Source organism: Paenibacillus sp. J22P143 (assembly GCF_059692035.1).
Window position 1 is genome coordinate 96292 of sequence record NZ_JCAUAQ010000017.1, and the last position, 24384, is coordinate 120675.

Genomic DNA, 24384 nt, shown 5'->3' on the forward strand with positions numbered 1-24384 from the left:
ATCGATGAAAAGCAAAAAGGGGCTGTCCCATAAGTAGATGATCTGGACCCTCTGTCAAGGACACTTGAAAAAAAGAGTGGTTTAAGTCTAAGAGGCCGACAATAGATGATTCCTGTATTGTACGAGGCCACTGAAGAACTTGCAATTCATTCGATGTATTTGAATGAATACACAAAAAAGACGACTCTCATTCATTTTTTTGAATGAGAGTCGTCTTTTTTGTTGCAAACTACTGCAGACTTAATCTTTTAGTTTCAAAGGACCCGAGGATGAGGCTATATCATACCCGTGTCTGTGTTAATTGCGTTTTGACGTCTTGTTAAAACATCCTTAATGCTATCAATAGACTTATATAATATCGAAGACTTCTGCCTCTTGGGCTCCCTAGTCTGATCAATCGAAAATAGCTTGTATTCACGACGCTGCTCCGGATATCTTACGTAAGCCACTTCTTCATCATGAAGAGGAACGAGTCCCATTCCCACCTTCACAAAATCAAAATACTTGGAATATACAACCTCTACCCCACCCACACCTCTGATCTTGTTCAGAAAATCATCTGGTTCAATCCTAACCCCAACAGCATCCACTGCATCGCTACTAAAAATGGTTCCTGCCGAGCCCGTAGCATAAAAACGTTACTGGAACTGATGGGGCGGCTCTAATAGCAACTCTTGTGCAGATACGTGACCCAGTTGTGAACCTATCTGCCTTTCAGAATAACGCAAAGAGAAGCCTGTTCCTTTATTAACCGCTCCCACTGCGCATCTTCCAACTCATCGGATTGCTTCAGCGCTTCAATTACATGACGAATCTCAACCTGAACTTTCTTAAAATCAATTTGCTCCCATAATGACAAAAACAGCATGTACTTCTTATTCCTATAGCATAAAATTTTATACAAGAACAAGAACATCATGCCCCTATTACGTTCTTTCAAGTACACCATGCTGATCGGAACTATGTTATTCGCCAACCAGTGATCCCATTCCTGTTCAAATTCTTCAGCCCGTCTTTCCCTTTCAATCGCCCATCTGAGTGAAGCGTATACAATAACGGGAAGCTTGCCATCGGTTTGGATCTCGAGAAATCCTGTACGAATCATACGATCCACTTTATTCTTGATTTGTTCTAATGTGAGATCCTTGTAAAAGGCATACGCAGGATTTCGATCCAATCCAAGCTCTAACAACTTCTGTCCTTTCGAGCTTTTTAAAATTTTTGTCAGCAGCGTCCATCCGCCTTCGGCAATAATTTCGTCAGCAGCTCGCAAAATAGCCCGCAATTCGGACTCTGGCAATGGCAGGTTCTTGCGTTGTTTCATTGTATACAATACCTCCACTTTAGAGATATTAGCTAGTTGGGCACATTAATACTCCTCATGATAAATCATGAACGCCTCCAGATCGAAAGGCACCTCTTCCACCTCCCTCTCTTTAACAACTGGTAGCTCCTCATCATCAGAAAATGACTTAGAATCCCTGCTCCGGGAGGAACAGTACGATCCAGGCTCTCGTTATCGGCGAACCTCTCCATATCTTCCCATGTAATGCCGTACGCAAATCCCCACGACGTATATCCAGCAATATATGCGTACGTCTCATCTGACCACGGATCTGCACTGCTTAGCCTCTCTTCCAGATTCCATCGCCTTTTTTCCTTGCGGGCTTGTTTGTCTCTAATCGCAGCTTGCTCACCTGCTATTGCCTTCTGAACAGCTCCATCAGAAAGCGGTACGCCCAGTATGCGCAGCTCCGCTATGGCTGTCCCTATACTGACACCAAAATGTTTACGGTACCCATAAATAGGACGATTCCCCGTATAAGTCTTAAGCCATTTAGCTGCGGCCGATTGCAGCCTGCCCTCCCGCTTCATGCGTTTCACTCGCGGCGAGTTTGCATTAGCCTTCTTTTTCCCCAACGAAGTCCCTCCAAAAAATCCGTAAAAAGTTAGCCCTTGCTCAAGAGGTTTACAACAATCCAAATCTCCGGCCATACTCGTCCAAGCCATAAAGTGGCCACTCCAAATAATTTTCAGAAGGATACTGCTTTCTAAGAAAGTGAAACTGTTTCCAAATAATTGGCAACACAGTTTCGGGACCTTTAAATCCAAGTAACATACATAGTGCCGAACGTAGATATGGATTTGGTGCTTCTGTCGCCAGCTTTTCAATCTCATGAAGAGGAAACTCAGAGCATTGATACAGATACTGAATGCCTTGCTCAATCAGAACATCATCTTCCGTTTGCCATAACTTCTCTAGTAATGCAGCCGTAACGTGTGACTCGTATTTACTTAGTCTGGAGATGAGCAAATCATAATTTATATTATCCAAGCCGCTGCGCAGCATTTCCAATAGATGCATAGGGTTTTGTTCGACACGTATTTGTTTCGCCTCTTCTTCACCCCTACTCGTGATTGACCTTGTAAAGCTTGAGGCCAATTGGGTGATCTCTGGAGTTGCCAATCTTGCATGCATGAGCATAGCAGCAGAGAATTCACGTATAGGATAGTAATAGAACAACCACTCATTAACCACAGGATTATCGATATCCTCGAAAATAAGCCTTCGTTCATTCTCTGTTTTGTTCATACAGCATTTCTTATATTTCGAACCACTCCCGCAAAAGCATGAATCGTTTCTTCCTATCGTAAGTGGGGGGTTAGGTTTGGCATGCAACATGTTGTCTAGTCCTCTCACAATTTATTTTACTATTCACATCTACAATATCAGCATTAATTCAGTATTAAAAATAGTTCCTGTGGAACCTAAGTGCGTTAACATGATAAATACCCCTTTTAATCCTGATTGTTTCATCAAAGATTAGCAAAGCGTTTACGTATTCAATAATTAGCAAAAATCCACAACAGCCTTCACTAGCTATAACTGTAAGTAAATTAATAGAATGGACAGATTCATTACATTTCTCTAAATCCATTCGCTCGCCATACCGATTTACGCAAAGACGTAGACCACGACCTACCTCTTGGCGTTTTTGCGTTGGACTAGTTCCACCATGCTTTAATGTGTCATAAGATATAAACAACACTTTAGTTAATTTGTATTACGAAAGACTGTTGCATAACGGAAGTTTGGCTTTGCCATTTGTTCGTGATTCCGGCATCAACTCATATCGAGAGTTGAGCATTCTGAACCATAAAACAACCGTGCATTCATTTCAAATGAATACACGACTGACTCCGTACCCTTATGTATACAGTACACTTAATTATTGAAAAACCTCAAGACATCATCGGTTGTCTTCAGTATTTTTTGTTCCTCTACCTTCATTTTTCTGGCCAGAACAACGCTGTTAGCAGCCAGCTTCTCGCCCGTAAGCGTCTTGTCGTAGGCATTACTTAACAGAAGATTTAATTCCTCATACTCATCATAAATTTTAGCTAAAACCCCTTGATACTGCACATCAAGCGTTGCAATCGTCGAGTAGTATTTTTCACGAATTTCAGCGGCGGAAACTTTCAAATCGTATGTCAGTTCAGACATAAATACGGCCAGTTTCGATACGATATCTGCATAGTGGTCAATGGCATATGCCACGGTAACGGACACAATGCCTGTAACAATTCCTCCCAGTACACCCCCGATTAGATTAGCAAAAGGGGCAAAAGGAGTCGTTTGCAAATATATAACAAACGATTCAGTCAGTATAAAGCCTAAAGTAGTAGTTACCGATACAGCAATGATTTTAGACGCCTCAACTAATGCTTCTTTTTTCGAAAGCCCTTTCGGCGGATTAACTAACAACTTTACAGCCTTTATTAAGGCGTGAACCCCTTCATTTAACACACGTACTACGTTCTTAGCTGCTGTTGCGAACGTATTAATGAATACAGTCAGGAGATTGCCGATAAAACCGCTAATAAACCCGTCCGCAAAGGATACTAATATGGCCTTTGACTTGGCTAGCATATGTTTCGTAATTTTTTTGCAGGCTTCCTTGAAGCCAATAATTTTAGCTTCTATAGAACCTAACGTTTTATAACGTTGGAAGTATGCCTTCATCTCTACGATTAATGCCTCTTGGAGTTCGTAAATAAATAAACCGATCGCCTGCTTTTGCGCCATTGCAAAGCCTTGCTTTACGCCAGTCGAAGTTACATTTTTAATATAATGTTTAGCCTCGGCTTTATTAATGCTGGAATCCACATGCTTACGAGCCTCATCATGCTTCTTTCTTGCTCTTTCTTCGTCGATCCCGTAATATCCGGCATTAGTAACCGAAGAATCTTTTTTGTTATCTTTGTTCATCCATGTGATAAGGTCATGTTCGCCTTTCGACTGATTTAGGCTGCCGTCTGCCCATGCTAAATTTTTTTCGTCAACAGCCATTGCCCCTCTTTCTTGATCGGACATGTATAACCTTGCTCTATTGTTGTGCTGAATCTCACTTGCGGAAACGATATGATCGCGATGAGCTCGACCATCCTTGGGAAGCGTCTTACCTGTATAATCGTCTATGATGACCTCATTTTGTTGAAAGGCCTTCTTTCTGTTTTTCGGGAAATCTTGTTCATATACTTCTTTTCGCATCTCTTGCGAGTAGTTTTTCGTAAACCGCTGCTCATCTGCTTCATTGGCAAAAACAGCGCCTTCAGCATTGTGAAGTGTAGTCACATTCCCCCCTCTTTTGTAAATATCGAATATTGGCCCTAAGCCGAATTGCTGAATGATATTCGTCAATACAACTTCCTTGTATTGAATAAGCAATTCATGAATATGACTTTGATCTTTATTTTGATTGATTACGTTTAAATCCGACCCATACTTTACATCTATAAACTCTGCAAAAGATGACATTTGCTCCCTCCTTATTTTTGAGCGCCAATCGGTCTATTCAATAATTCACCTGCCGAATGCGTGTTATTAATTAACACCAACAGCGAAGACAGCAATGCTTCATCCTTGGCAATCTGTTTCATATCATGATTGTATGCAGCTGTTTGATTCACTACCCGATAACACAAGTCGTCCAATTCTTTTTTCGTTCTCACGATTAAAGAAGCCGTACTTTTAATTTCCTCAACTGTAGCTTTTAACATCTGCGTATGGGCCTTGATCTCTGTCGCTTTACTGAAAGCTTCCTCCGCAGCCTTTTTATTTTTACTGCGCGCAAATAAACCGGCGCCTAATAGTGCTGTTCCGCCAATGGCCCAGCCTACTGGCCCTGCAAGCGCAAGAAAGGCCGAACCAGTTGTCATGCCTCCTCCACCGGCTACCAGTGCCCCTCCACCAAGCCATGCTAACGCAGCGTTCGTTGCAGCCGCACCACTTAATGCAGAAATGGCTGTACCTGTCGACGCTGTCCCGAAGGTCATGGCTACAGCCATTGCCGCCGTTGGACCAAATGCAGCTACTCCAGCACCAGTCGCTACACCTGCTGCTCCTAAACCGGTCGATGTTCTTGCCGTTTTATCGAATTCTGCTTTAATTTGGAGGATTGCATTTTCAAACTTCTTAAATTCGATTTTAATTTTTTCGATCTTCACAACAAAATCCTCAGGTTTATTTTTCATGCTGTACAAATAAGACAACGAATGATCAATCGTAGCTTTCAGTTTCTCCTTGGCATTTTGAAGAGATTCGGATTCTTTCACTACTGATTTTATGGCTAACTCGTGCATGTGATGAGCGTATTCATATTCGGCAATCGCTTCCTTCTTCAACTTCCCGTTAAACATGGTCATCATCTCCATTTCCTTATTCTACCAGTTCATAACACATATCTATTAAGCAATTCAGCGGATCTTCTTCTCAGCTCTTCTCTTAACTCAATAGGTTCAAGCAATTCAATCTGTTCCCCTTGACTTAAAATCCACATCAAGCACCCTTTACCGAATACTTCCGCCTTAATAACTGTCTCCTGTTCGGATTGCTCCATGATTTGGGCGGTTGGAAATCGATCCATGATGGATTCAAGTGAAGGACCGTTGTACTTGAATTTCAATGTTAACAATTGTCCGCCATACATAAATTGGACACGCTTCTTCAGTTCCCCGTCTTCATAATGTTGATAGGAAAACTTCCTGCCTATTGACTTCAACGTTGCGATTCGATCAATTCTGTAGAAAGCCGGAGTTTCATATTCGCCATTCTCGATTTTTGCAATTAAATAAAAATAAAACTCCGAGAATACAATGGCTAGAGGGTAAACAGTACGCTCTCTGTCTCCTCCATCCATTTTCTTGTATGTAATCTTGATGATCTCCTTCTTCATAATGAACTGTCCCAAGTCCCAGATCATGCTCAGGAGAGGCTTTCCGTGCGTCACCGGCTGATAATGATATTTTTCGTTCAGAACTAGATCCCTGAACGCTTGCTGCTCCGGCTTAGAAACAATAGAACATGCCGCTTCCAGCACCCTGTCCAATTCCGCTTTGTTGAATGCCCTGCTTTCGAGAAGGATTTTAACCAGTGCAAACACTTCAACGGCGGACAGCGTATTACTGCTATTGTTTTCGATCAAGTAACCTTTTTGTCCATAGTCGTACACAACTGACTCGCCTATACAATGATCCGCGATGTATGCTCTGATCTCATCTAAATCCCTTTGAACGGTTTTCGGGGTCACCCGAAATTCGGCCGCCAATTGTTCCTTTTTCAACACAAAGCCTTTCCTGAGTCTGTCATACAAGGAAAGAACGCGACTTGCTTTTCTATCATCCAGCATGATAAGTCCTCGCTACCTTTAATTATTGGTATATTATATCATAACTAGAGACGTGTGATTGGGTATCAATCCCTGTACACCCTCCCTAAAGTCCTGATATAAAATATGTGATTAAGCAGCCTTACACTCGATTCCCTTATCCAAGAAGCGTACTTCCTGACTTTTCGGGCCGCCGCTTTATGGATAATAAAAGTATATCAGCCACAATGGACATATCCTGTACATATGGAAAAAATGTACATTTTCGTGCTCACAGACTATCCCGGCTTGGATTCATGCTCAAACCAAAGAGCCCTCTCAACGATTTCCCTTGAAGGAAAGCCCGCAAGAAGGCTGGGATAACAGTTGAAATGGAGAATGATCGACCTGATTAACTTTTGTTGCCTTTTAAAGCTGGCCTCTTCTATGATTTGGTTGGCCTAAGGTTCGCAAACACACCCCGGGAGGGGGAGTACCAGCGTAGCATACACTACCCGCAAATACATGAATAAAAATGTAAGAACCTGCTTCTGGAGAGTTCTCTTTATAAGCGATAAATGTACCAATTGCAGCCTGCTCGTTTAATTATCGTGCTCGTTAGCGCAATCAATGGACTTTAGAGTATTCGTTTAAAGCCTGCTCGACTAGATTACCAAAATTTTGAATATCAGCAATATAATCGAATTCATTCTTTCCTCCGAACGTCCAAAGACTATTCGTCATTCGAACAACTACCGCTTTATGGTTAGGAATAACAGTGCAGGAGCATCCCGATGCTCCAAGGATTTGGTATGTACCTTCAGGAAGATCAGGTCCTATTTCAGAGTTTGTAACATTTTTGTCTTGAATCCACCAAAAATATCCCAGCCTTGGTAAATGGACAGGTAGTGTGTTGGGAGTCATTATGGAAGTCGCCTAGCAGAGAGAAGCTTTATTAGATTACCGAGGAGTACGGTTATTATGGCGATGTGGACAATCAAGCAGACTGTGATGATAGACATGCACTTTTTTTCCGAACTTTGAGATTGTGTCGTCCTTCTTATCTGTTCCCTGTTTGGGTTCGAAGAGGATCATAGCGGAATGTTTAGTAAAACCATTCTTAGAATCCACTCTCATTTTAATTTCTTTTTCAACCCAATAGTTCTCACATTAGGCTCGATTGAGATTGAAGATATTCGACTCGTTGACACTCTCATTATTTATTACGATGCTCTTTAAGCCCTCCATACAGTTATATTGAAGTTATTCCTATCTCAACCCTCTATTGGGTCATAAGGCTTTATGAGCCTTCTCACGTGAATAATAAGGTTCACCCTACAATCGATTATTGGTGCGAACTGCGGAACACAGAGAATCAAAATTCTGTCAAAAGTTCTCAAAAGCTGTAGACATTTCGTCTACAACTTATTACAGAACATCATCTTAGAAAAACTCACGTCTACAATCCGTCTACAATTTAGCCCTTCAAAAGGTAAAAACCCGCTCCAAGAGCGGGTTTTTGGTATGGAGGTGAGGGGAGTCGAACCCCTGTCCGAAAATATTGCCACACAGGCATCTACGGGTGTAGTCACAGTTTTGATGTCACCCGAGCATCGCCCCGTACAACTGCTTAAGCGTGTCGGTGCTAGGCAAATTAACCATAGACAGAACAAAAGCCCTTCAAACAGCATGAAGGGCTTAAACCATTAACAAAGATCCTTTTCCACTTTCTTCAATTCCCGAAACAAAAGGTAACTTACTTAATGAAGGAATGAGCTTCTCATCAATTTCTAAGAAGACAACATCAATAAATTCATCAACGTAAGTTATTTTTCCATACTTTTCAAGCTGATAAACCTTATCCATCTCAGTAATGTTAAGTATTACTTTCTTCCTCATGGCTAATTACCTCCAATAACTTTGAGAGGTTAAACTTCCCTGCTCCTTGCTTACTTGCTACTACATCCAAGATTGGATCACAACTCTTTAGTAAGTATTGTTTCACATTCTGGGTATTTTTAATCATACTGACGTTAGCTGCGACAATTCCTGTTACGACTGGAGCTGCAAACGAAGTACCGTGATAATTAGTAGTTATTCCCTGATACTGTGTTACTCCGTAACCTGGAGTTAATAAATCTGGCTTGGTACTATTTGTATGCCCTTTACAACTAAATGTTGCCACATTATCACCTGTTCGATTCAAAGCACCCACTGAAATTGCTTTTTCAGAGCACGCAGGGCAGTGAGTAAGGCCACCTGTGTTTCCAACAGCTGCTACTATTATATAACCCTGGTCACTCATTTTATTTATTACTCTGGATAAGTTACAAAGTCCCTGACAGTCTCTCTCAACACCAATTGACATGTTAATTACTTGCACATCTTCCAACGATCTAATCCATTTAAGTGCACGATAAACATACTCTTCATCTATATCATTATCATTAATAGCAACCTTAGCAGAGTATATCCTAGCAGCAGGTGCATAGGTTTTCAATAGAGTTATAACAACTGTTCCATGACCTAGAGTATCTTCCGTTGTTACTGCAGGTGTGAAGTTTTCAGCTGCTTCTATAGATCCATTAGCCTCTGGTGTATAACCCGAATCAATGACCGCAACTTTAACACCCAATCCATATCGACCTTGATTAGTTAAAAGTTCATTATCAATGAACGGACTGGGCACTGCCTTCATTCTATGAGCCTGAACTTTAGGAATGTCTAAGAGGGAGAATGTAGCTATATCTTCAATTCTTTTAACGAAACTGAGTGATTTAATTGTATCTATATCCTCAGTCTCTATTACCACAAAGTCATTGAGGAAATCATCTTCATACTTTATAGTCGCATTACTATATAACAACTGTTCTTTAATAGATTCATTATAATTCTCATGAAATGCTACTGTGTACTTACTCATTGATCCGCTCCCCTTTTTATCCATTTATTGTCTGATTACAAAAGAGGCCTGATGTCCATCAAATTATACTAGATGTTACCAAGTAATTCAACAAAATCTAAGACTTCCTCATCGAACTGTTTTTCGCATTGGATACAGCAACGCCGTCCAATTGATCTAACCATGCCCTAAAGTAGCTGGTCAGGCAATCTATGACTGTCACAATAGACTCTAGATAGTCTGCATACAAATACGAACCTGATCTATTAATATCTCAAGAAGGTACATAAATCCTTTTTAAAGGTATTAATGCCTGCTTGTCCACTGGCATTTTATCGTACCACTCGTTAATCAGTTCTACTATTCCTGATAAGTCCAGCAACTTAACACCATTATGTTGAGCAGATGATCTAGCAGCCGCAGTGAAGCCACCTGTAGATGCAAACAAACAGCTAGCCCCGTGCGGATTAGCACCTAGCAGTTGCTGCACTTCAGGACCACCACTTGCAACATGTCTATGCTTCACCTGAACTTTAATAATTGGTTTTTCAAATCCAAATGCATCTCGATGAGCCAGTATATCTACCCCACCATCAGGCCCTTTGGGACTTACTGTAACTTGATATCCCATTGCTTGAAGTAGACCTGCAACTAAATCCTGCATCTGCCACGGATCAAGTCGGTCTACTAGATCTTCAATCATTGTCTTCGCTTGTTCAATAAAATCCTGATAATCGATCTTTTCTTCTTCCTCATCATTATCTTTTGGCTTTGTAAGAGGAGTTCCCCCCAATAAACCTAGGAGTTCCTGCCCCCAATCATCGACACGGAATACAGTCAGAATTCCACCTAATGAGTTCTTAGCCCCTTGTGACAGTAGATCCCTAGATATTCTTTTCGACTCCCAAGAAACGGAGATAATATTAGGATAGTAAGGGTCAATCAATTCGGGACGAAACTGGTGGGACTTTGTTACTGTACCGATGATATATTCTCTCGTCTCCTTCGAATACGTGATAACTCGGTCATTAGCTTCAATCTCACGATAAAACCTCCAAACCTGACCTGCCCAAGAAAGCCTAGTGCCTGGCTTTTCTTCAGCGTATACTGAATGGGCCTTTTCAATAAGCTTGTCTCTTGATGAGAATTCCTTAGGATCACCAAGATTAGCCCAACCGATAGATGCTACCTTATGAGTTTGCCATTTAGGAATGAGTTCATTATTATCTCCTGCACGTACCATCCACCATCTACTCAAATTAGTCAACTCCTTCACAATAATTCTATGTAGTCCTATTTATTAGCTAAATTTTACATATTTTGTTCCCCGCGGAAATACCAAATCTAGTTTGTGTTGAATCTCCCCAACACGTCTTGTACTTCCTTTAACTTTAGGGGAGTGTTGTACACATAGTCTATAATTATTTGAGTAAATTCTATCATTGCACCTACAATCCCCTCATCAAATACAACATCATCAGCATGCGCAGCTGCATTACCCAACTGCTTTAAAATATATGCCATTTCATCAATAATTGGTGGTAACACTTTAGATTCAGCTAAATACTTCAACTTCCCGTAAAGATCTCTCTGAGTAGCTTTTTTATCCTTACACATTTTCTCTAGAGCTCTTCGCACCGATAAAGCACATATTGCGCCATCAATATGTCGTACCTTAATAGCGGCTTCAAATGCTTCAAATACCCCCTCAGGCATATTAGAATTTTTGTTGGTAACCTGAGGATAAACTATCTGTGCATTAACAATCGGTCTTCCGTTAGGATAAATCTCCTCAGAAAACCACTCCTCACGCTGTAAAGTTATCTCCCCACACACTTTGCATGAATACATATACCAATTCCTTACGAAGTCAACACTATTATGTACATGTCCATAGCTATCTGAAATTTCTTCTGAGTCAACATGGTTATGATGTTTTATTAAGCCCATAAAGGTTTTATTTCCGCAATGATAGCATAATAAAACTGCCCCTTGTTCATTCGACATATTGAGGGCTCCTTTCTTAAAGATACAAGCTATAGACATGATTTACGACCGTAACCTTCATTAATTGTACTCACATCAAGAACCTTAATCAGTAAATACTAACTGTAATTCTCCCTCAAATGAGTCATGCCATCCTCATTATTTTTTACAAACAACTCTAGTTTGTCTTGAAGGTATCGATATCGATATTTGCCGTTGAGCACCTATACTAACTGATAATAATGTATTTACTAGCTTTACCAAGTTAATGAGTTCCAATTAATTTTACTTATTCTAACTCGGCTCTCTCATCTTCACGCTTAGCCTCATCCTCGTAATTTTCGGAAATTCGATGCAATATCGTAGCTGTACGAATCCATCTTCCTTCACAAGCTACAGCGTACACTTTATACCGCGCTGCAAGTACCCTTTCTTTGCGTCCACCCTCACCTATAGATTTCGTGACAGTACCACGTTTATTGTATATTTCCGTTCTCAACCCAGCTTCCAAATCTTCGCATTGAAGTTCCTCGATTATTTCTCTAACATCCTCATGCGGCCAATGATCATCCACCCCGCCAGGGCAGTATGCTAATAACTTACCGATTTCGTAGTCGGCTACCTTAATCCTGTTGATGTGACTACACAATTTCCTTGCAGTACGTATCCATTCCTTTAGTATTTCACCATCTAGACTTCCTTCTTTATTAGAACCTGGAACAAGGACACATTCATTCAATAATTCGTAAGCAAGTCTTGATAAGTGCTTTTTATTCTCTTTTTCTTCTTCAACCAAATCTTCTCCTGATTCATCACTAAAAGCCGCTTCAATTATCTGAGTAAAAAACTCTGCTTCCCTTGCAACTTTGTGCATAAGATACTTCGGCTTTCTCCCATATTTGTAGAGGGGTAAGTATATCCATTCGAGCTGTTCAAGTACTTCATGAGATATTCCTGCTCCATCAAGATACTCAATGAGACGATTGAAATCGTAATCAAAACTGCTTTGAATAGATTTCCAGTCATTTGACTCAGGAATATCTTTCTTTAGTTGAAACAATACTTCCGTAACTAATTGGATTGGTAGGGACATTTTAGCTCGTTGAATATGACTAAGTATAAAAAATGCAGCACTCGGTCGGTCATACTTCAATAATGAAAAAACTGCTTCTTGGTAATCATCTTCATTTGGCCTTAACCAAGAAGGTAATCCCCTCCAATACAATTCTTCTATCTCTGGATATTTAGAAAGATGCTCCCACGTTGACTTAGCAAAAGGCAAGTATCGAAAGAACTCTGCATGTTGCTTACTACTCCATAATTTCAAAGTATTAACTAAAACCGCTTCTATACCTAACCAACCTACCTTTTGAAAGTATGAGCCAACTAAACCAGCAGAAAACTCTGTTACATTGCTATTATCACATCCTAAAGTGGTTGTTAAGATTGCTATAATATTAGAGCCAACAAGCTCAAACTTCCCAGCTAGACTACCCAATATTGATGGACGTTCAACAAATTTAGAGAACTCAATTAGGTAATTCACACCTTTTTGTTCCAATACCTCTTGAATTGCTATACGTTGTTTTTGCTCGACACACTCTTGTTCTTCGTCAAAATCTTCTTCAATACACTCTGGATGATCAGGACGCCAAGTAAACAACCATCCATATTTTTCGATTAATGACTCTGGTTCAAGGCTACTATAGATAGCAAATAGGCGCTCTGTTACATCTGAATGTAAAGCCCAATCAGTATCAGAATATTTACGATTCCTATATACCTCTTCTCTCAACTTTTCCCACAATTTCATTCTAGTATCTCGGTCAAGTTGTTGAAACTCAATAGAGGTAATCATATTAATAAGATTATTACAATGCTCAGGAAGCATCTCATTCAACTTATCTATAACGTCAATCCATCTAGATGTTGTTGTACTAACATACGTTATTATCCTTTGACATACCATTTCGACACTTTCATAATACTCAATGTTGGCTATTCCATGCTCATATTCTTTAGCCCACTCTTTCCATTCGGGTTTATGAGTCCCTGTAGTACTAGTGTGCTGTGAAGGTAGAAGCTCTAATAGCAATCTCCAACCTACCGTTTCATCATATCGAAAGAGTGAATCAATTATTTCAAACCGCTTAGATACAGTTGCCATCGTTTGGGGATGCCAACATAAGAAAATGTCTACTAGACTGTTAAATGGCCTGTTTGAATAGTTTCCACCTTCGTCGAGCCTATCTAACCTCGCTAGCAATATCACAACTGGACCTAAATACCTTGGATTCCATGCACATACTTCAAGGGCCCAAAGCATGCCACTTTGAGCACAACCTCCCCAACTAGTTTCTTGCTTGAAGATATCGCCAATTTCAAAACGGGGGTTACTTAGTGACTTATCTAGTCCTGTTAATATTGCATCAGGTTCTGCTTCTGCCAAGTAAGACAACGCTCCACCGAACGATGCCCAATAAGTCCAATGCGCTCCATTTTTAAATAGGTTCCACACTATCCTTCTCACAGCATCATTTAAATAATTGTTGCTATGATTTGATAGCATGGCTAAACTTTCACATAATCCATTTCTTAGTTTACTAGAATGAGGAAGGACCTTTTTATAAATGGCTGCAAAATGACGATCTTCCTTCGGAAGTTCATACCTTGGGTCGACTGTATTTAAGACTGTATCTACAACCTCACTTAACTTTAGGATGTCATCTAAATCAAGATATTGGTTTATATTTTGCCAAGCATCTACTCTGGATTTTAGTTGATAAATATTCCCAACTTTTCTAACTGGTGCATCAGATTCATTTGCCCAGCGGGTAAAAACAGAAATAGCATCTTCGTAGGACCTACCAGCAAGAACAACAATAACTTTTCTGTCCTCTTCGTTTGCGTGATCCCATTCACCAACCAATAAAAAGGGAATCAAATCTCTAGCCCATTCAGGTTTTGCCCACAAAGGAGTATTTGCCTCTGGAATTACTGCTGTAAATCTTCTCAAGACAGATAATGACCCCCTTGACATTAAAGCCCATTCACGAGCTTGTTCTGAAGGTATACTGGTATTGACAAGTGCTGATTCTAAAGTTCTGGTATTATATGACGGAAGGACTACTGTCTCATTTGTTGGATTCGCACTTTTATCGATAGGAAAATAAACTTTATGTCCTCTTTGTAATGCTAAACCAGATGCGGCTCCCCCTGTAAATCTGGGAATAATAATAAGTTGATCATTATTCGTTAATAAAGTCCGAAAAACTTCTGAGTTAGCTGCTATTACAACTCTTGAATGGAGATTACTCTTGACAGACAATGGTAACGTCTCGATATATGAAGCAAAAAAAGCAATAGCTTCTTCGACCGTGTCAGATTGGACAGTTAATGCTTGACCACCATCCAACCATTTCTGAAGACGTTCAACTGCTGCTTCTCGACCACTCAAAAGTAATTTTTCACTAAACTCAGGACTGGTTTCTGATCTCCATTCATTCCAAAATGTTGCCATGTCTTGTGAATATTCAGGTCTCTTGCCAATTAGATGCCCTAACCAGATGTTAACTGCTGGCGCCATTTCAAGCCATTGTTCGACATCGTCAGCATCATAAGCTCTCACATCAGCCCATTGCTCTTCCTTTTTCCTTTCAGTTTCCCAACTTTCTTTATTCCCCCACTTTCTGGGGGTAACGAAAACAAAAGTCGTATTGGTTTTATCGATGCCTAATGAATTTCCCGTGCGCTTTGAATAATCGCTATCCGCCTTGCCTTTTGGATTTCTATCCGTTCCAAATTCCCAAATAGACACTCCTTGTGGAACGAAGGCATTACCACTAGCAGTAACTAACATTCCATCAAATCCACCTGATTGAACACTATCTCCTGATGGAAAAGTTATTCGTTGAATTGAGTCGGTTGTTGCCGAAATCAACATGCGTATTAACTTAGGCATCTCTTGTTGTGACACTCTCGTGTTTGCCCAAGAATTAAGATCGGTAGCATTTACAATTCTCAACAATTTCTAGCAACTCCCTTCCGCAAATTTACTCAATACTTAGCCCTAGCTAGCTACCGCTCGCCTGTTACTCGACACTAAGCAAGAATAGCAGCCTGTATCAACTTAACATAATGATAACGATATTTATGTGGAGGCCTATAAGTGATTGGTCATTTAGACAGGCGTATAGAATCAAATAACTCCTCATCGTTGCACGTGTGACATATAACGTATATCCACAATACATCAATAAATTCGAAATCCTGCTGGTTTTCGGACTTCGTTGTGTTTTGGTGTTATCGTGAACTTCCGAATGTTATCATAATGATCAGCAGTCGCACTCCGCTTCAAGATGAACTGAGCTCATTCAAAATGACACATAATAAATGAATAGGAGGCAATTGACTAAAGAAGCATTAAACTAATGTTTTTGTTCCAAGTTTCATTCCTACTCATCGCAAACCTCTTTATATTTCCTAAGCTCATTCTCTTCATTTTCAATCTGCTCTGTCGTACGAATAAACTCGTTGCACATCTCATCAAGAAAACGTTGAAGTACTTCCACTGTTATCAACATTTGATATGTTGGCTCAAGTGTCAGTAGACATGTTGTTATTTGAACAAGAGATATACCTGTATTTTGTCCAGGGGTTGCTAAGCCATAGTTAGACGCTCCTGCAAGTAAATGACTATCAATATTCATATTCCCAAGCGGATTAAGAGTTCCCTTCGGACCTGAATGTACATAATTATTGGCTAACTTAAAATAAGTTCTCCAATGCCCAAAGTCTACACTCTCTTCAACATGTTTAAATGTCCGTTTCCCTTTTGGAAGCACCCCTGCAGCCCATCCGTATTCTCTCCTAAAATCTTCACCATACTTTTGGACTAACTCCTCTTTACGATATACAATATCTTGAACATCTTCATCTTCAAGAGCGTCATAACCAAGCATCTCATAATTTTTTTGATACTCTATCATTTCGTTGTAACGCTCAATGTCCTCATATTCGAGATAACGAATAGCCATCTCATTGCCATGATCTGCAATAAAAAGTGCCGTTGTTGTCAACTCATGAAGTGTTCTCCATCTTGCAAGTGCACCATCTGCGTAACCACTTCGTAACAATGTGAGTACTTCACCAGCTACTCTACATGCTCTTACATGAAGGCTAACTAGTACTGAAGAAACTTCTCTACTATTAATCTCATGTTCTTCATTAAACGCCTGCTCGCAGAACACATCACCACTTTCTGCGGATATTACAACGATTGATTCTAACAGGTTAAGAGCCTTACTCCATCTTCTTTGCATTCGTGTTTCGAATTCTTGACGGAGTAACTTATGCTCTTCAAGCATTTCTCCAGATTTAGATTTTAAGCTGTTGTATACTAACGTCGACGATTCGGGCAGGCTATTGGTTATAACTTCTGTAATTAAGTTTGAAAGTTTCTCTTCATTTTGGAGGATCTCAGGCTTGTCCTTTACAATTGTTTCTATTATTTCTTGCAACCAGGAATCGTGCATCACTCTATCCCCTTCACTCATATATTATTTTGAAATCCATGTGGGAAAAGCCTACACTGTCACAAGCCCATTAATGCAAAAAATAACTTAATGTAACCACTTCTCTTTTATTATTTTATATTTATTCAGGTCAAATCGATTTATCGCTATTGCACCATCGTTGAATACATGCACATCAGGATCTATATTTTGATCGATTTTCTCACTAGATGCAGTCTCCTGATTCATGAGTTTCGTTATTGCATCAAGACTAGATAATGGCGATCCATTTTTTGCAGCAATTATTAATTCTTTGAAAATATTCTCTTGTAAACCAAATACTATATTAATGCCTAGACTTGGATGATTTGACATGTATAAATAATCAAACCATGTTTCATTCGTAAACATGTATCTTTTATCCATGTACATAATGGAATATAAGTTCATATATTCTAATTCATTAATTTTTTTAGAGTTTATAATATCCGCGCCAATGAAATTGAGCCCCATCATTTGAAACCACGTCCCGTAATTCCCTCTTATTGCTGATTCAAATAATTCTTCTTCTGTAATATCTGATGTATCGCCAGTTACATCGGGATCAGCTATAGCGATTAACGACGGCTCATTTGATGGATCATTAGACTCCCTTAAATATGTTGCTACTGCATAGGCACTGGCTGTGTGTCCTGTAGGTAATGCTCTTGATACTACATCACACTGTTCAAGAGCTTCTGTGAGTTGTCCCTTAATTGTTGTATTCCCCTTAGCATTTGGATTAACAATGTGTCCCTTAAATTCAGCTATTGCTTTCGAACTCTTTGTAGCAATACAGTAATAATCCGCTCCACCAGTAATATTGACACGAAGAGGGAATCTACTAAGTGCATTCCCCATATGATCTATAAAAATATAACCACGACGTTTCATTTCAATATATCCATATGTCTCACCAATTCTAGATGCCCAATAAGTTCTATCAGCATCCTTGTAATAGCTTGCTGAACCAGCTCGCAATCTTGTATCACTTGTATTTTCAAAATGCCGAGAATACCGAAGCCAAAAGCTAAGTACTTCAAATTTTTCTTCTATCCATGAGGGTTTTTTAAGCATAGCAGTTCTTGCCATAGTTGAAAAAAATTGAACTGCAGTGACTCGTATTGTCCCCGAATTAATTTCATGTTTAAATTTACCTGAATCATATGGTCTTAAGTTTTGGTTACTACTTTTTACTCGAATCGAATCAAACTCATGCCAATCTATTGACTTTGGACTGAACCCCCACATTCGACTAATACCTCCATTTTTACCTTTTGTCACTGAACCCACTAGCGCATCAATCGCAGACACTACTCAATAGTCAAATTCATAATAAATTGACCACACATTGTAACCGTTAGCTCTCAGTTCAACCTGGCTTGACTCCTTCCCAAACGGTAGATGTTTCTAGGCGATGATTTCAAAACGCTTCAATTTCATCTCTTATCCCCGTTTTAAATAACTCTATCAAGAGGTTACCGAATCACCCTAAATTATTAAGTATGTTCTTAAAAAACAAGCGGCATAACATAGAAAATGAATCCAGCTCCAATCGCAATTAACAGGAACAACAAAGCGAAGCGCGTTGCCGCTGAACCAGCTTCCGCCTTACGAAACGTCTTCCAATTGCTCCGATTATTGTTATATGGCTTGTTTACTGAACATACTTCTCAACCTCTTTAGCGCCTTGCTGTGGCTCTCCAAGCATATCTACTATGAACCTTGCAGCTTTAGTAGGCGTAGTCCAGAACGGTCAGCAGCCTTGTATGCGAACGTGTTGTTATCTGTATGTCCAATACCCACAACAACAGGAATCTCAGAATAATCAATTTGCCTTTGGCTATGCAAGAATCATTAAAGATTGCAAAATCGCTATCGTTTCCGCCGCCGCGGATCACCATCATGACATCAAACTATTGATCCATACGCAATGCAACCACGGTTATACGCACTAATGCCAAAAATCAGGAATATTAATCCCCACATCTTTAGGGTTACATTTTACATCGTTAGTTAATTCAAAGGTACAGAGCGTGCAATTTACCGATTCTGGATAGTTTGGAACATCATCCGAAGCCAAATCAATGACGAGGGTATTATATCCACAAGCTGGGCATTCCCTCGGTTCTTGGTTAGTGGCTTGCGCTACAGCACGTTTAATCATGCTCTCCCTCTCCCAAGGTATTAATTGATGATCGACAGGATTTTGAAATGTTGCTCTGGCTAGTTCCTTCAGAAATGCGATTTTCCCCATAATTTCTTCATTGTAAACATTACTCTTTAAAGAATTCATAATGCCCTCGATTGGATCTATACCACAAGCTGGTGATCGGTATCTCCAAGCTATCCCCTTCTTAATTGCATTAGTTGGTAGGGACATTACTGACCTTACAAACGGAAAGACATGTTTACCGATGAATTGATCTAATGCCGAATACTCAAGAATAAAGACCCCTCTATGCCAAAGACGATTACGAAGGTAATTCAATTCTCTAAGCATTTCAGCGTAATCATTTATGAACCCATAGACACTAAAGTCTAATTTCTTAGCTCTAATAAGGTTAAGCACTCTGTCTAATGATTGTCCGAATTCAATTGTATTTAGATCCGCATCGTCATGAGAATAATTTGGTATAGTGAGTAAGTTGTGAAATAAGTTCACTTGCTTAGTCACGTCAATGTTTAAGGCTAAGAGTGGATGTGTCTTTCTTTATACTTCTTTCAAGCTAAGTTCAGCGAAATGTTGAAAGTGCAGAATTGCTTCTACTGATGATTCGCAATACTCGTGAGAGTGCGCCCTTCGATAACGAAAACGCTCGTCATCATCAGAAGAGTCCACTAACTTTAAATCATAGAGCCTGTATCTCATATCCTTATAAGTACAAAAGAAGGCTTTTAACGCTATGGTCAAAGATACTTGAGAGTAATCTGTTAACTCACTACTTTTTTCCTCTAACGTAAATCCTTTTCTAGATATATCTCTAATTGACATCGCTTCCCCCTAAACCCTGTAGAACACTCGTTGTTTGTACATCGTTCTAATATCATCAACAATTTCTGCATTATCCATAGCAATATGATACGTGTGATTATTTAGTTAACCATGCGTTAATTTTATTTAGGTTTCTTGTAACTCTTTTTCCATTGGAAGAGACTATAACTAGAAATTAAATAGTGCTGACTTCCTTCAAACTCTCTTACATCAAGAGATAACTTCTGAGACATAGACTTCTTGATCAATTCAAACATACTATCAGTGAGCTTCGATCCCAAAATAATCCTTAACATCGAAAGCACCCCAACTGAGAACTGAACAACTGCTTGAGTCCCGACAGTCAGAATCATCTCTACTCTTGTAACTATGTCAATAATTGTACCGTTACTGCCAGTAACAGGACGATGTTTCTTCTTTTCCCCCTCGTTACTGCCTTTTGATTCCTTAACGAAACAGAGGTCACATTCAATGTGAAATCCTCTGATGATCTTGGTTTAGTTAGCCTTACTACAAATCTATTTTGTATGTAATTGGTCGCGCATTTGATTAAAAGGCACTCTAAGATCCATCTTCCTGAAGAAGTCCTCAACAAACCGCATGCTTGATTCAACTGCCCAACTTGCACAACCATACCCTAAACATTTGTCTGGGTAATACCCGTTTCTTGTCTTCTCGAATAGCTTGCACACTGGGAACCTCGAGCCTAGTAATCGTTCAAACTCATGGATAGTAACATTCCCATGATCAGATGTTGTAGTAATCCACTCTGGTTGATAATGGACAAGTGCATTCCTAAGCTTTATTAATGCGGCTACATCATCAAAAAGTATGTTTCCTTTCTGATAAGTTACCTGATCGGCAAACTCCAACACTGTGTTATATTTCTGCAATGCCGACCTTCTCTTGTTTTCTTTTTTAGCCCACCATTCACCGATATTTTCCACTAGATCAAGAGGAGAATGCTGAAAGAGTTCACGATGATGATTGCCTTTCGAATGCTCCTCTGCATCACATAGAAGCTCATTTATTGCCGCTTCCATGGAAGCAACAGATGAGAAAATGCTTCCAGTTACATAACTTCTATTCTCGTGATGTAAGTCGGATGGAAATGAATCTTGCGAAGGTACATATTGACGCTCTACTTCCCCACTCTTCCTTGCAAAATAAGCCGCTGTACTAATGTGTTGTATAGAGAAATATGTCCTCGTTTTGATTTCAACAGATGTTGTCAAATTTACCTTCATATCAACAACCGATTCTATGTCTTTATCTAATTCCATCGTTCTAGTCCTCAGTCTCCTCGTCTTCAATAACATTATCTAAGAAATAAGCATAAGTTGGTTGCTCATGAATCTTCTCGTCAATAATCCATAATAAAAATTCCTGAACAGCTTCAATATTCTTCATTCTAGCCTCTTGTCCATACATTTTACCGACCTTAACGGCTGATCCTACTGCATCCAAGATTCTTAACGTAGCCTTCTGTCTTGCTTCAGGATCAACCTCTTCGGCGAATTTGTAATCGATCATTTCAATTTAAGCACGAATTGCCTCAATTTGTAGATCGATGCCATTGAACATCCCACTCTCACCATCAATACTTATTACCATTCCCTCAGTGGTCACTTGTATTTGTTTATTGTCCATGAATATTACTCCTTTCAGGCTAATAATCGAGATGTTTAGTCCGCAAATTGAATAGAAATTAGTTTTGGGTTATCTGCCATATTTCAATTATGATTGCCCTTCGAAATAAACAATCAAAGAGCTAACTAAGCACTCTAACAATGGAACAGTTGCACTAAGTACCTCTTCATCTCTAAGAGCACCTGGTGCCTTAAACCCATGAACAAGATTGCATCTTACTAGGTAAAGAACATCAACTAAGGATTCTAATATCCTATCGTCAAATGCTACTGTGCTTGTTTTCGCCTTTCTGAGCCATTTAGTTAAGTTCTCGAACTCCCATGTCACCATATTTGCTTCCCTGCGATAGTGGGCTTCATTGAATATTGGAGTAATTGAGAGCAAACTAGTTATTCTATCATCTTTGAACATTCTGGACCAAACTTCATATTCTAGTTTCTTAGCACAATGTTTGGCTACGAGACGCTCTGTGGGTTTAGAAACCTCATGCCGAATGCCTTCATACATGACATTGTAAGCAGCCCACAACGCAAAAAATTTGTCATACAGGCTAAAGATTTCACCAGATCTAAAATAATGTGCTCTTGCTAATTCAAGGTCTACCTGTAGTGATTCCATTCGAATCATTCCCTTCAGTAGTTTTCTTACGATCCATAAAGCTTTGAAATTTCTGAGCAAGAAGATACACATAGTCACATATGGCGATAGTAAAGTCTAGCAAGTCCTTAGCATCTTCTTTAGTTATTATTTCATCCGATGCATGTGCTCCGATATTTCTGTGTATCCTTAGAGCTTCAGCCCATTCAAAGATTCTGTTATCTATAATTTGCCTTTGTAACAGTTCCTTTAATCCACCTGCAATACTTTTGCTCTTTGTTTGGTTATCTTTACATATTGATTCAATAACTCTGCCACACATTACGGCACATGCTAAATATGCCTTACCCTTGTAGCACTTGTCTGCTTCATCAAGAGAGTTGGACACCATTAATGGAAGTCCAGAGGATATGTGCATTTGTGGAGAAGGCCACAGACGCTTAGCAATACTCCAGTCCATTTGGTTAAAGTAAAGATGTACTAACTCCTGCCCAGCTAGGATTGGCTCTCCACAACGAGGACACTCTAATAAAGTTGTGATATAGTCGGGTATTCCTTCGTCGTATCGGTTAACTTGGCCCTGTTCTTTAGCATCAACAGTAACATCACAATACGGACAATCTATGAGCATCTAAGATTATTCCCTTCATAGCCTTTACTCGGCGAGTTCTTTCAGCTTGAGTAAAGCTGCATTGATACCACGTTCAATATAGCTATCGGATTCCATAAGTTGAGACTTATCCACTTCAGATGCCATAATGAATTCAATTGCCTTCCCATTTTTCTCATCAACAAGCCCTTTATCACCGATTAGCTTCCTGTGATATTGTACTTTTCCACTACTGTGCAATAAAACCCGATGGTGATGATGCCCTGGGTAATACGTTATTGTGTTACTATACATTGCTCGTATTTCAGTTACTGTAGTAGGATCATCTATTGCTATTCTCGCAGCCTCTGAAAATGATAACTGCTTACCTCGTTTATTTTTAAGAAACCAGACTTTAATAAAGTCACCATCAATAAATTTCTTGTAAAGCTCCTCAACAGTGTCTGATAGCTCAAGAAATTTAATTGAGTTTTGAATCCTCTGCTTTAGTTCAACAATCAATGATTTATTTAGTTTGAATTTAGAGTACGATTCCGCGCTGCAGAGCGAGTAGTAAAACTCCCCTGATACCTTTGTATTATCTTTTCCAATATAGTAGATTTCCCATGTCCATTGTTTCCATTCCTTAAATCCTTCAATTAAATACCTCTGTATCGTCTGAGGTAACCACTGGCTATTCGATGAAAGCAACCATATCAAGTAATCGAACCTTTCATAGAAAAGTACACTAGGACTCATTAGTGGCCCCTGTACAAAATTACATGTAACGAGAGAAGGCCTATATTTACCGAAATTAGGATGTCGTAATACTAGTTCCTCATCACATAATGCCCCCTCTCCATCGATAGTTAATCCTTTTGCTATTTCAGTAATCATCGTGTGCTTTTCTAATGAGCGTCTATACCAATTTTCAATGGATTCTATAAACTGCCCCTCAAATCCACTAATTGTCAGCTGAGGGACATATAATGCTAGATATTCAGGTTGTGCAAGACACATCTCGGCTAATCCTGGAGATGTCTCGATAAACTCGTGGACTTTATTTGGATGTGCAGTTTGACAAATTCCCGTTTCTTTTGCTTTTTCTTGCCACATCATTTGCATTGCTGCCCATGCGACCTGTTCACCACGTGAATACGTTCTATCGGACGGTGTCAATGATGTTCCCCAGTGCTCCATATGATAGTCCGTTCCCATGAACTCCAAAACATCTAGCCACCAATCATCAGTAACAACAGGCGGCGTAACCCCATAGTTAACTAGACAATCACGCGCTTCTATTAGCGTTGATCCTTGGGGCTTAATTACCTTCATAAGTTCTGATACGACTTGTTTATGGTGCTACAAGATGTCAAGACAGTTATTTTAATATAGTTAAGGTGTGAAATGATTCACAATGTTCAGTGGGTAATGAGACGTGAATGTTCTAGTGCTTTGCCTGAGAT

22 protein-coding genes are annotated in these 24384 nt (G+C 39.6%); all 22 read right to left on the reverse strand.

Annotated features, from left to right (window positions below; translation table 11 throughout):
• Window positions 1–275: 275 nt before the first annotated feature.
• Entirely contained in the window at window positions 276–590 is a 315-nt protein-coding gene (locus tag AC58PQ_RS20600; protein WP_497244804.1) for a hypothetical protein, read from the reverse strand.
• Window positions 591–703: 113 nt separating this feature from the next.
• On the reverse strand, window positions 704–1324 hold the full coding sequence (locus AC58PQ_RS20605) for an RQC-minor-1 family DNA-binding protein (RefSeq protein ID WP_497244806.1): 621 nt from the start codon (window positions 1322–1324) through the stop codon (window positions 704–706).
• Between the two features lie 65 nt (window positions 1325–1389).
• The gene (locus AC58PQ_RS20610) at window positions 1390–1920 is read right to left on the reverse strand and encodes a hypothetical protein (RefSeq protein ID WP_497244808.1); all 531 of its coding nucleotides are present in this window, start codon (window positions 1918–1920) and stop codon (window positions 1390–1392) included.
• A 49-nt stretch (window positions 1921–1969) separates the two neighbouring features.
• Window positions 1970–2683, reverse strand: a complete 714-nt coding sequence (locus tag AC58PQ_RS20615; RefSeq protein ID WP_497244810.1) for a YecA family protein — start codon at window positions 2681–2683, stop codon at window positions 1970–1972.
• A 543-nt stretch (window positions 2684–3226) separates the two neighbouring features.
• On the reverse strand, window positions 3227–4819 hold the full coding sequence (locus AC58PQ_RS20620) for an ECF transporter S component (protein ID WP_497244812.1): 1593 nt from the start codon (window positions 4817–4819) through the stop codon (window positions 3227–3229).
• A gap of 11 nt (window positions 4820–4830) precedes the next feature.
• Complete coding sequence (locus tag AC58PQ_RS20625; protein WP_497244814.1) at window positions 4831–5700, reverse strand: DNA polymerase III subunit gamma/tau; 870 nt, start codon at window positions 5698–5700, stop codon at window positions 4831–4833.
• A 32-nt stretch (window positions 5701–5732) separates the two neighbouring features.
• Complete coding sequence (locus AC58PQ_RS20630; RefSeq protein ID WP_497244816.1) at window positions 5733–6689, reverse strand: helix-turn-helix transcriptional regulator; 957 nt, start codon at window positions 6687–6689, stop codon at window positions 5733–5735.
• 585 nt (window positions 6690–7274) lie between these two features.
• Window positions 7275–7571, reverse strand: coding sequence for a hypothetical protein (locus AC58PQ_RS20635; protein WP_497244818.1), 297 nt, complete (start codon window positions 7569–7571; stop codon window positions 7275–7277).
• A gap of 774 nt (window positions 7572–8345) precedes the next feature.
• Window positions 8346–8546, reverse strand: a complete 201-nt coding sequence (locus tag AC58PQ_RS20640; protein ID WP_497244820.1) for a DUF2129 domain-containing protein — start codon at window positions 8544–8546, stop codon at window positions 8346–8348.
• Entirely contained in the window at window positions 8524–9570 is a 1047-nt protein-coding gene (locus AC58PQ_RS20645) for a S8 family peptidase (RefSeq protein WP_497244822.1), read from the reverse strand. Before AC58PQ_RS20645 ends, AC58PQ_RS20640 begins: the two co-directional genes overlap by 23 nt.
• A 253-nt stretch (window positions 9571–9823) precedes the next feature.
• Window positions 9824–10807, reverse strand: a complete 984-nt coding sequence (locus tag AC58PQ_RS20650; protein WP_497244824.1) for a restriction endonuclease — start codon at window positions 10805–10807, stop codon at window positions 9824–9826.
• Between the two features lie 86 nt (window positions 10808–10893).
• Complete coding sequence (locus tag AC58PQ_RS20655) at window positions 10894–11556, reverse strand: DUF4145 domain-containing protein (protein WP_497244826.1); 663 nt, start codon at window positions 11554–11556, stop codon at window positions 10894–10896.
• 268 nt (window positions 11557–11824) lie between these two features.
• On the reverse strand, window positions 11825–15562 hold the full coding sequence (locus tag AC58PQ_RS20660) for a hypothetical protein (RefSeq protein WP_497244828.1): 3738 nt from the start codon (window positions 15560–15562) through the stop codon (window positions 11825–11827).
• A 427-nt stretch (window positions 15563–15989) separates the two neighbouring features.
• On the reverse strand, window positions 15990–17069 hold the full coding sequence (locus AC58PQ_RS20665; RefSeq protein WP_497244830.1) for a DUF5677 domain-containing protein: 1080 nt from the start codon (window positions 17067–17069) through the stop codon (window positions 15990–15992).
• Window positions 17070–17156: 87 nt separating this feature from the next.
• The gene (locus AC58PQ_RS20670) at window positions 17157–18338 is read right to left on the reverse strand and encodes a hypothetical protein (protein WP_497244832.1); all 1182 of its coding nucleotides are present in this window, start codon (window positions 18336–18338) and stop codon (window positions 17157–17159) included.
• 703 nt (window positions 18339–19041) lie between these two features.
• Window positions 19042–19752, reverse strand: a complete 711-nt coding sequence (locus AC58PQ_RS20675; RefSeq protein ID WP_497244834.1) for a hypothetical protein — start codon at window positions 19750–19752, stop codon at window positions 19042–19044.
• Between the two features lie 48 nt (window positions 19753–19800).
• Complete coding sequence (locus AC58PQ_RS20680) at window positions 19801–20082, reverse strand: hypothetical protein (RefSeq protein ID WP_497244836.1); 282 nt, start codon at window positions 20080–20082, stop codon at window positions 19801–19803.
• A gap of 518 nt (window positions 20083–20600) precedes the next feature.
• A complete protein-coding gene (locus tag AC58PQ_RS20685; protein ID WP_497244838.1) occupies window positions 20601–21365 on the reverse strand; it encodes a hypothetical protein in 765 nt (254 codons plus the stop codon).
• 4 nt (window positions 21366–21369) lie between these two features.
• Window positions 21370–21615 (reverse strand): hypothetical protein, encoded by a 246-nt coding sequence (locus tag AC58PQ_RS20690; protein WP_497244840.1) that lies wholly within the window; start codon window positions 21613–21615, stop codon window positions 21370–21372.
• Window positions 21616–21819: 204 nt separating this feature from the next.
• Window positions 21820–22350 carry a hypothetical protein gene (locus AC58PQ_RS20695; RefSeq protein WP_497244842.1) on the reverse strand — a complete coding sequence of 177 codons (531 nt, stop codon included), beginning with the start codon at window positions 22348–22350 and terminating at the stop codon, window positions 21820–21822.
• Complete coding sequence (locus tag AC58PQ_RS20700) at window positions 22325–22960, reverse strand: DUF4145 domain-containing protein (RefSeq protein WP_497244844.1); 636 nt, start codon at window positions 22958–22960, stop codon at window positions 22325–22327. The genes AC58PQ_RS20695 and AC58PQ_RS20700 overlap by 26 nt, the downstream gene beginning before the upstream one ends.
• A 24-nt stretch (window positions 22961–22984) precedes the next feature.
• The gene (locus AC58PQ_RS20705) at window positions 22985–24253 is read right to left on the reverse strand and encodes a hypothetical protein (RefSeq protein ID WP_497244846.1); all 1269 of its coding nucleotides are present in this window, start codon (window positions 24251–24253) and stop codon (window positions 22985–22987) included.
• Between the last annotated feature and the right edge of the window lie 131 nt (window positions 24254–24384).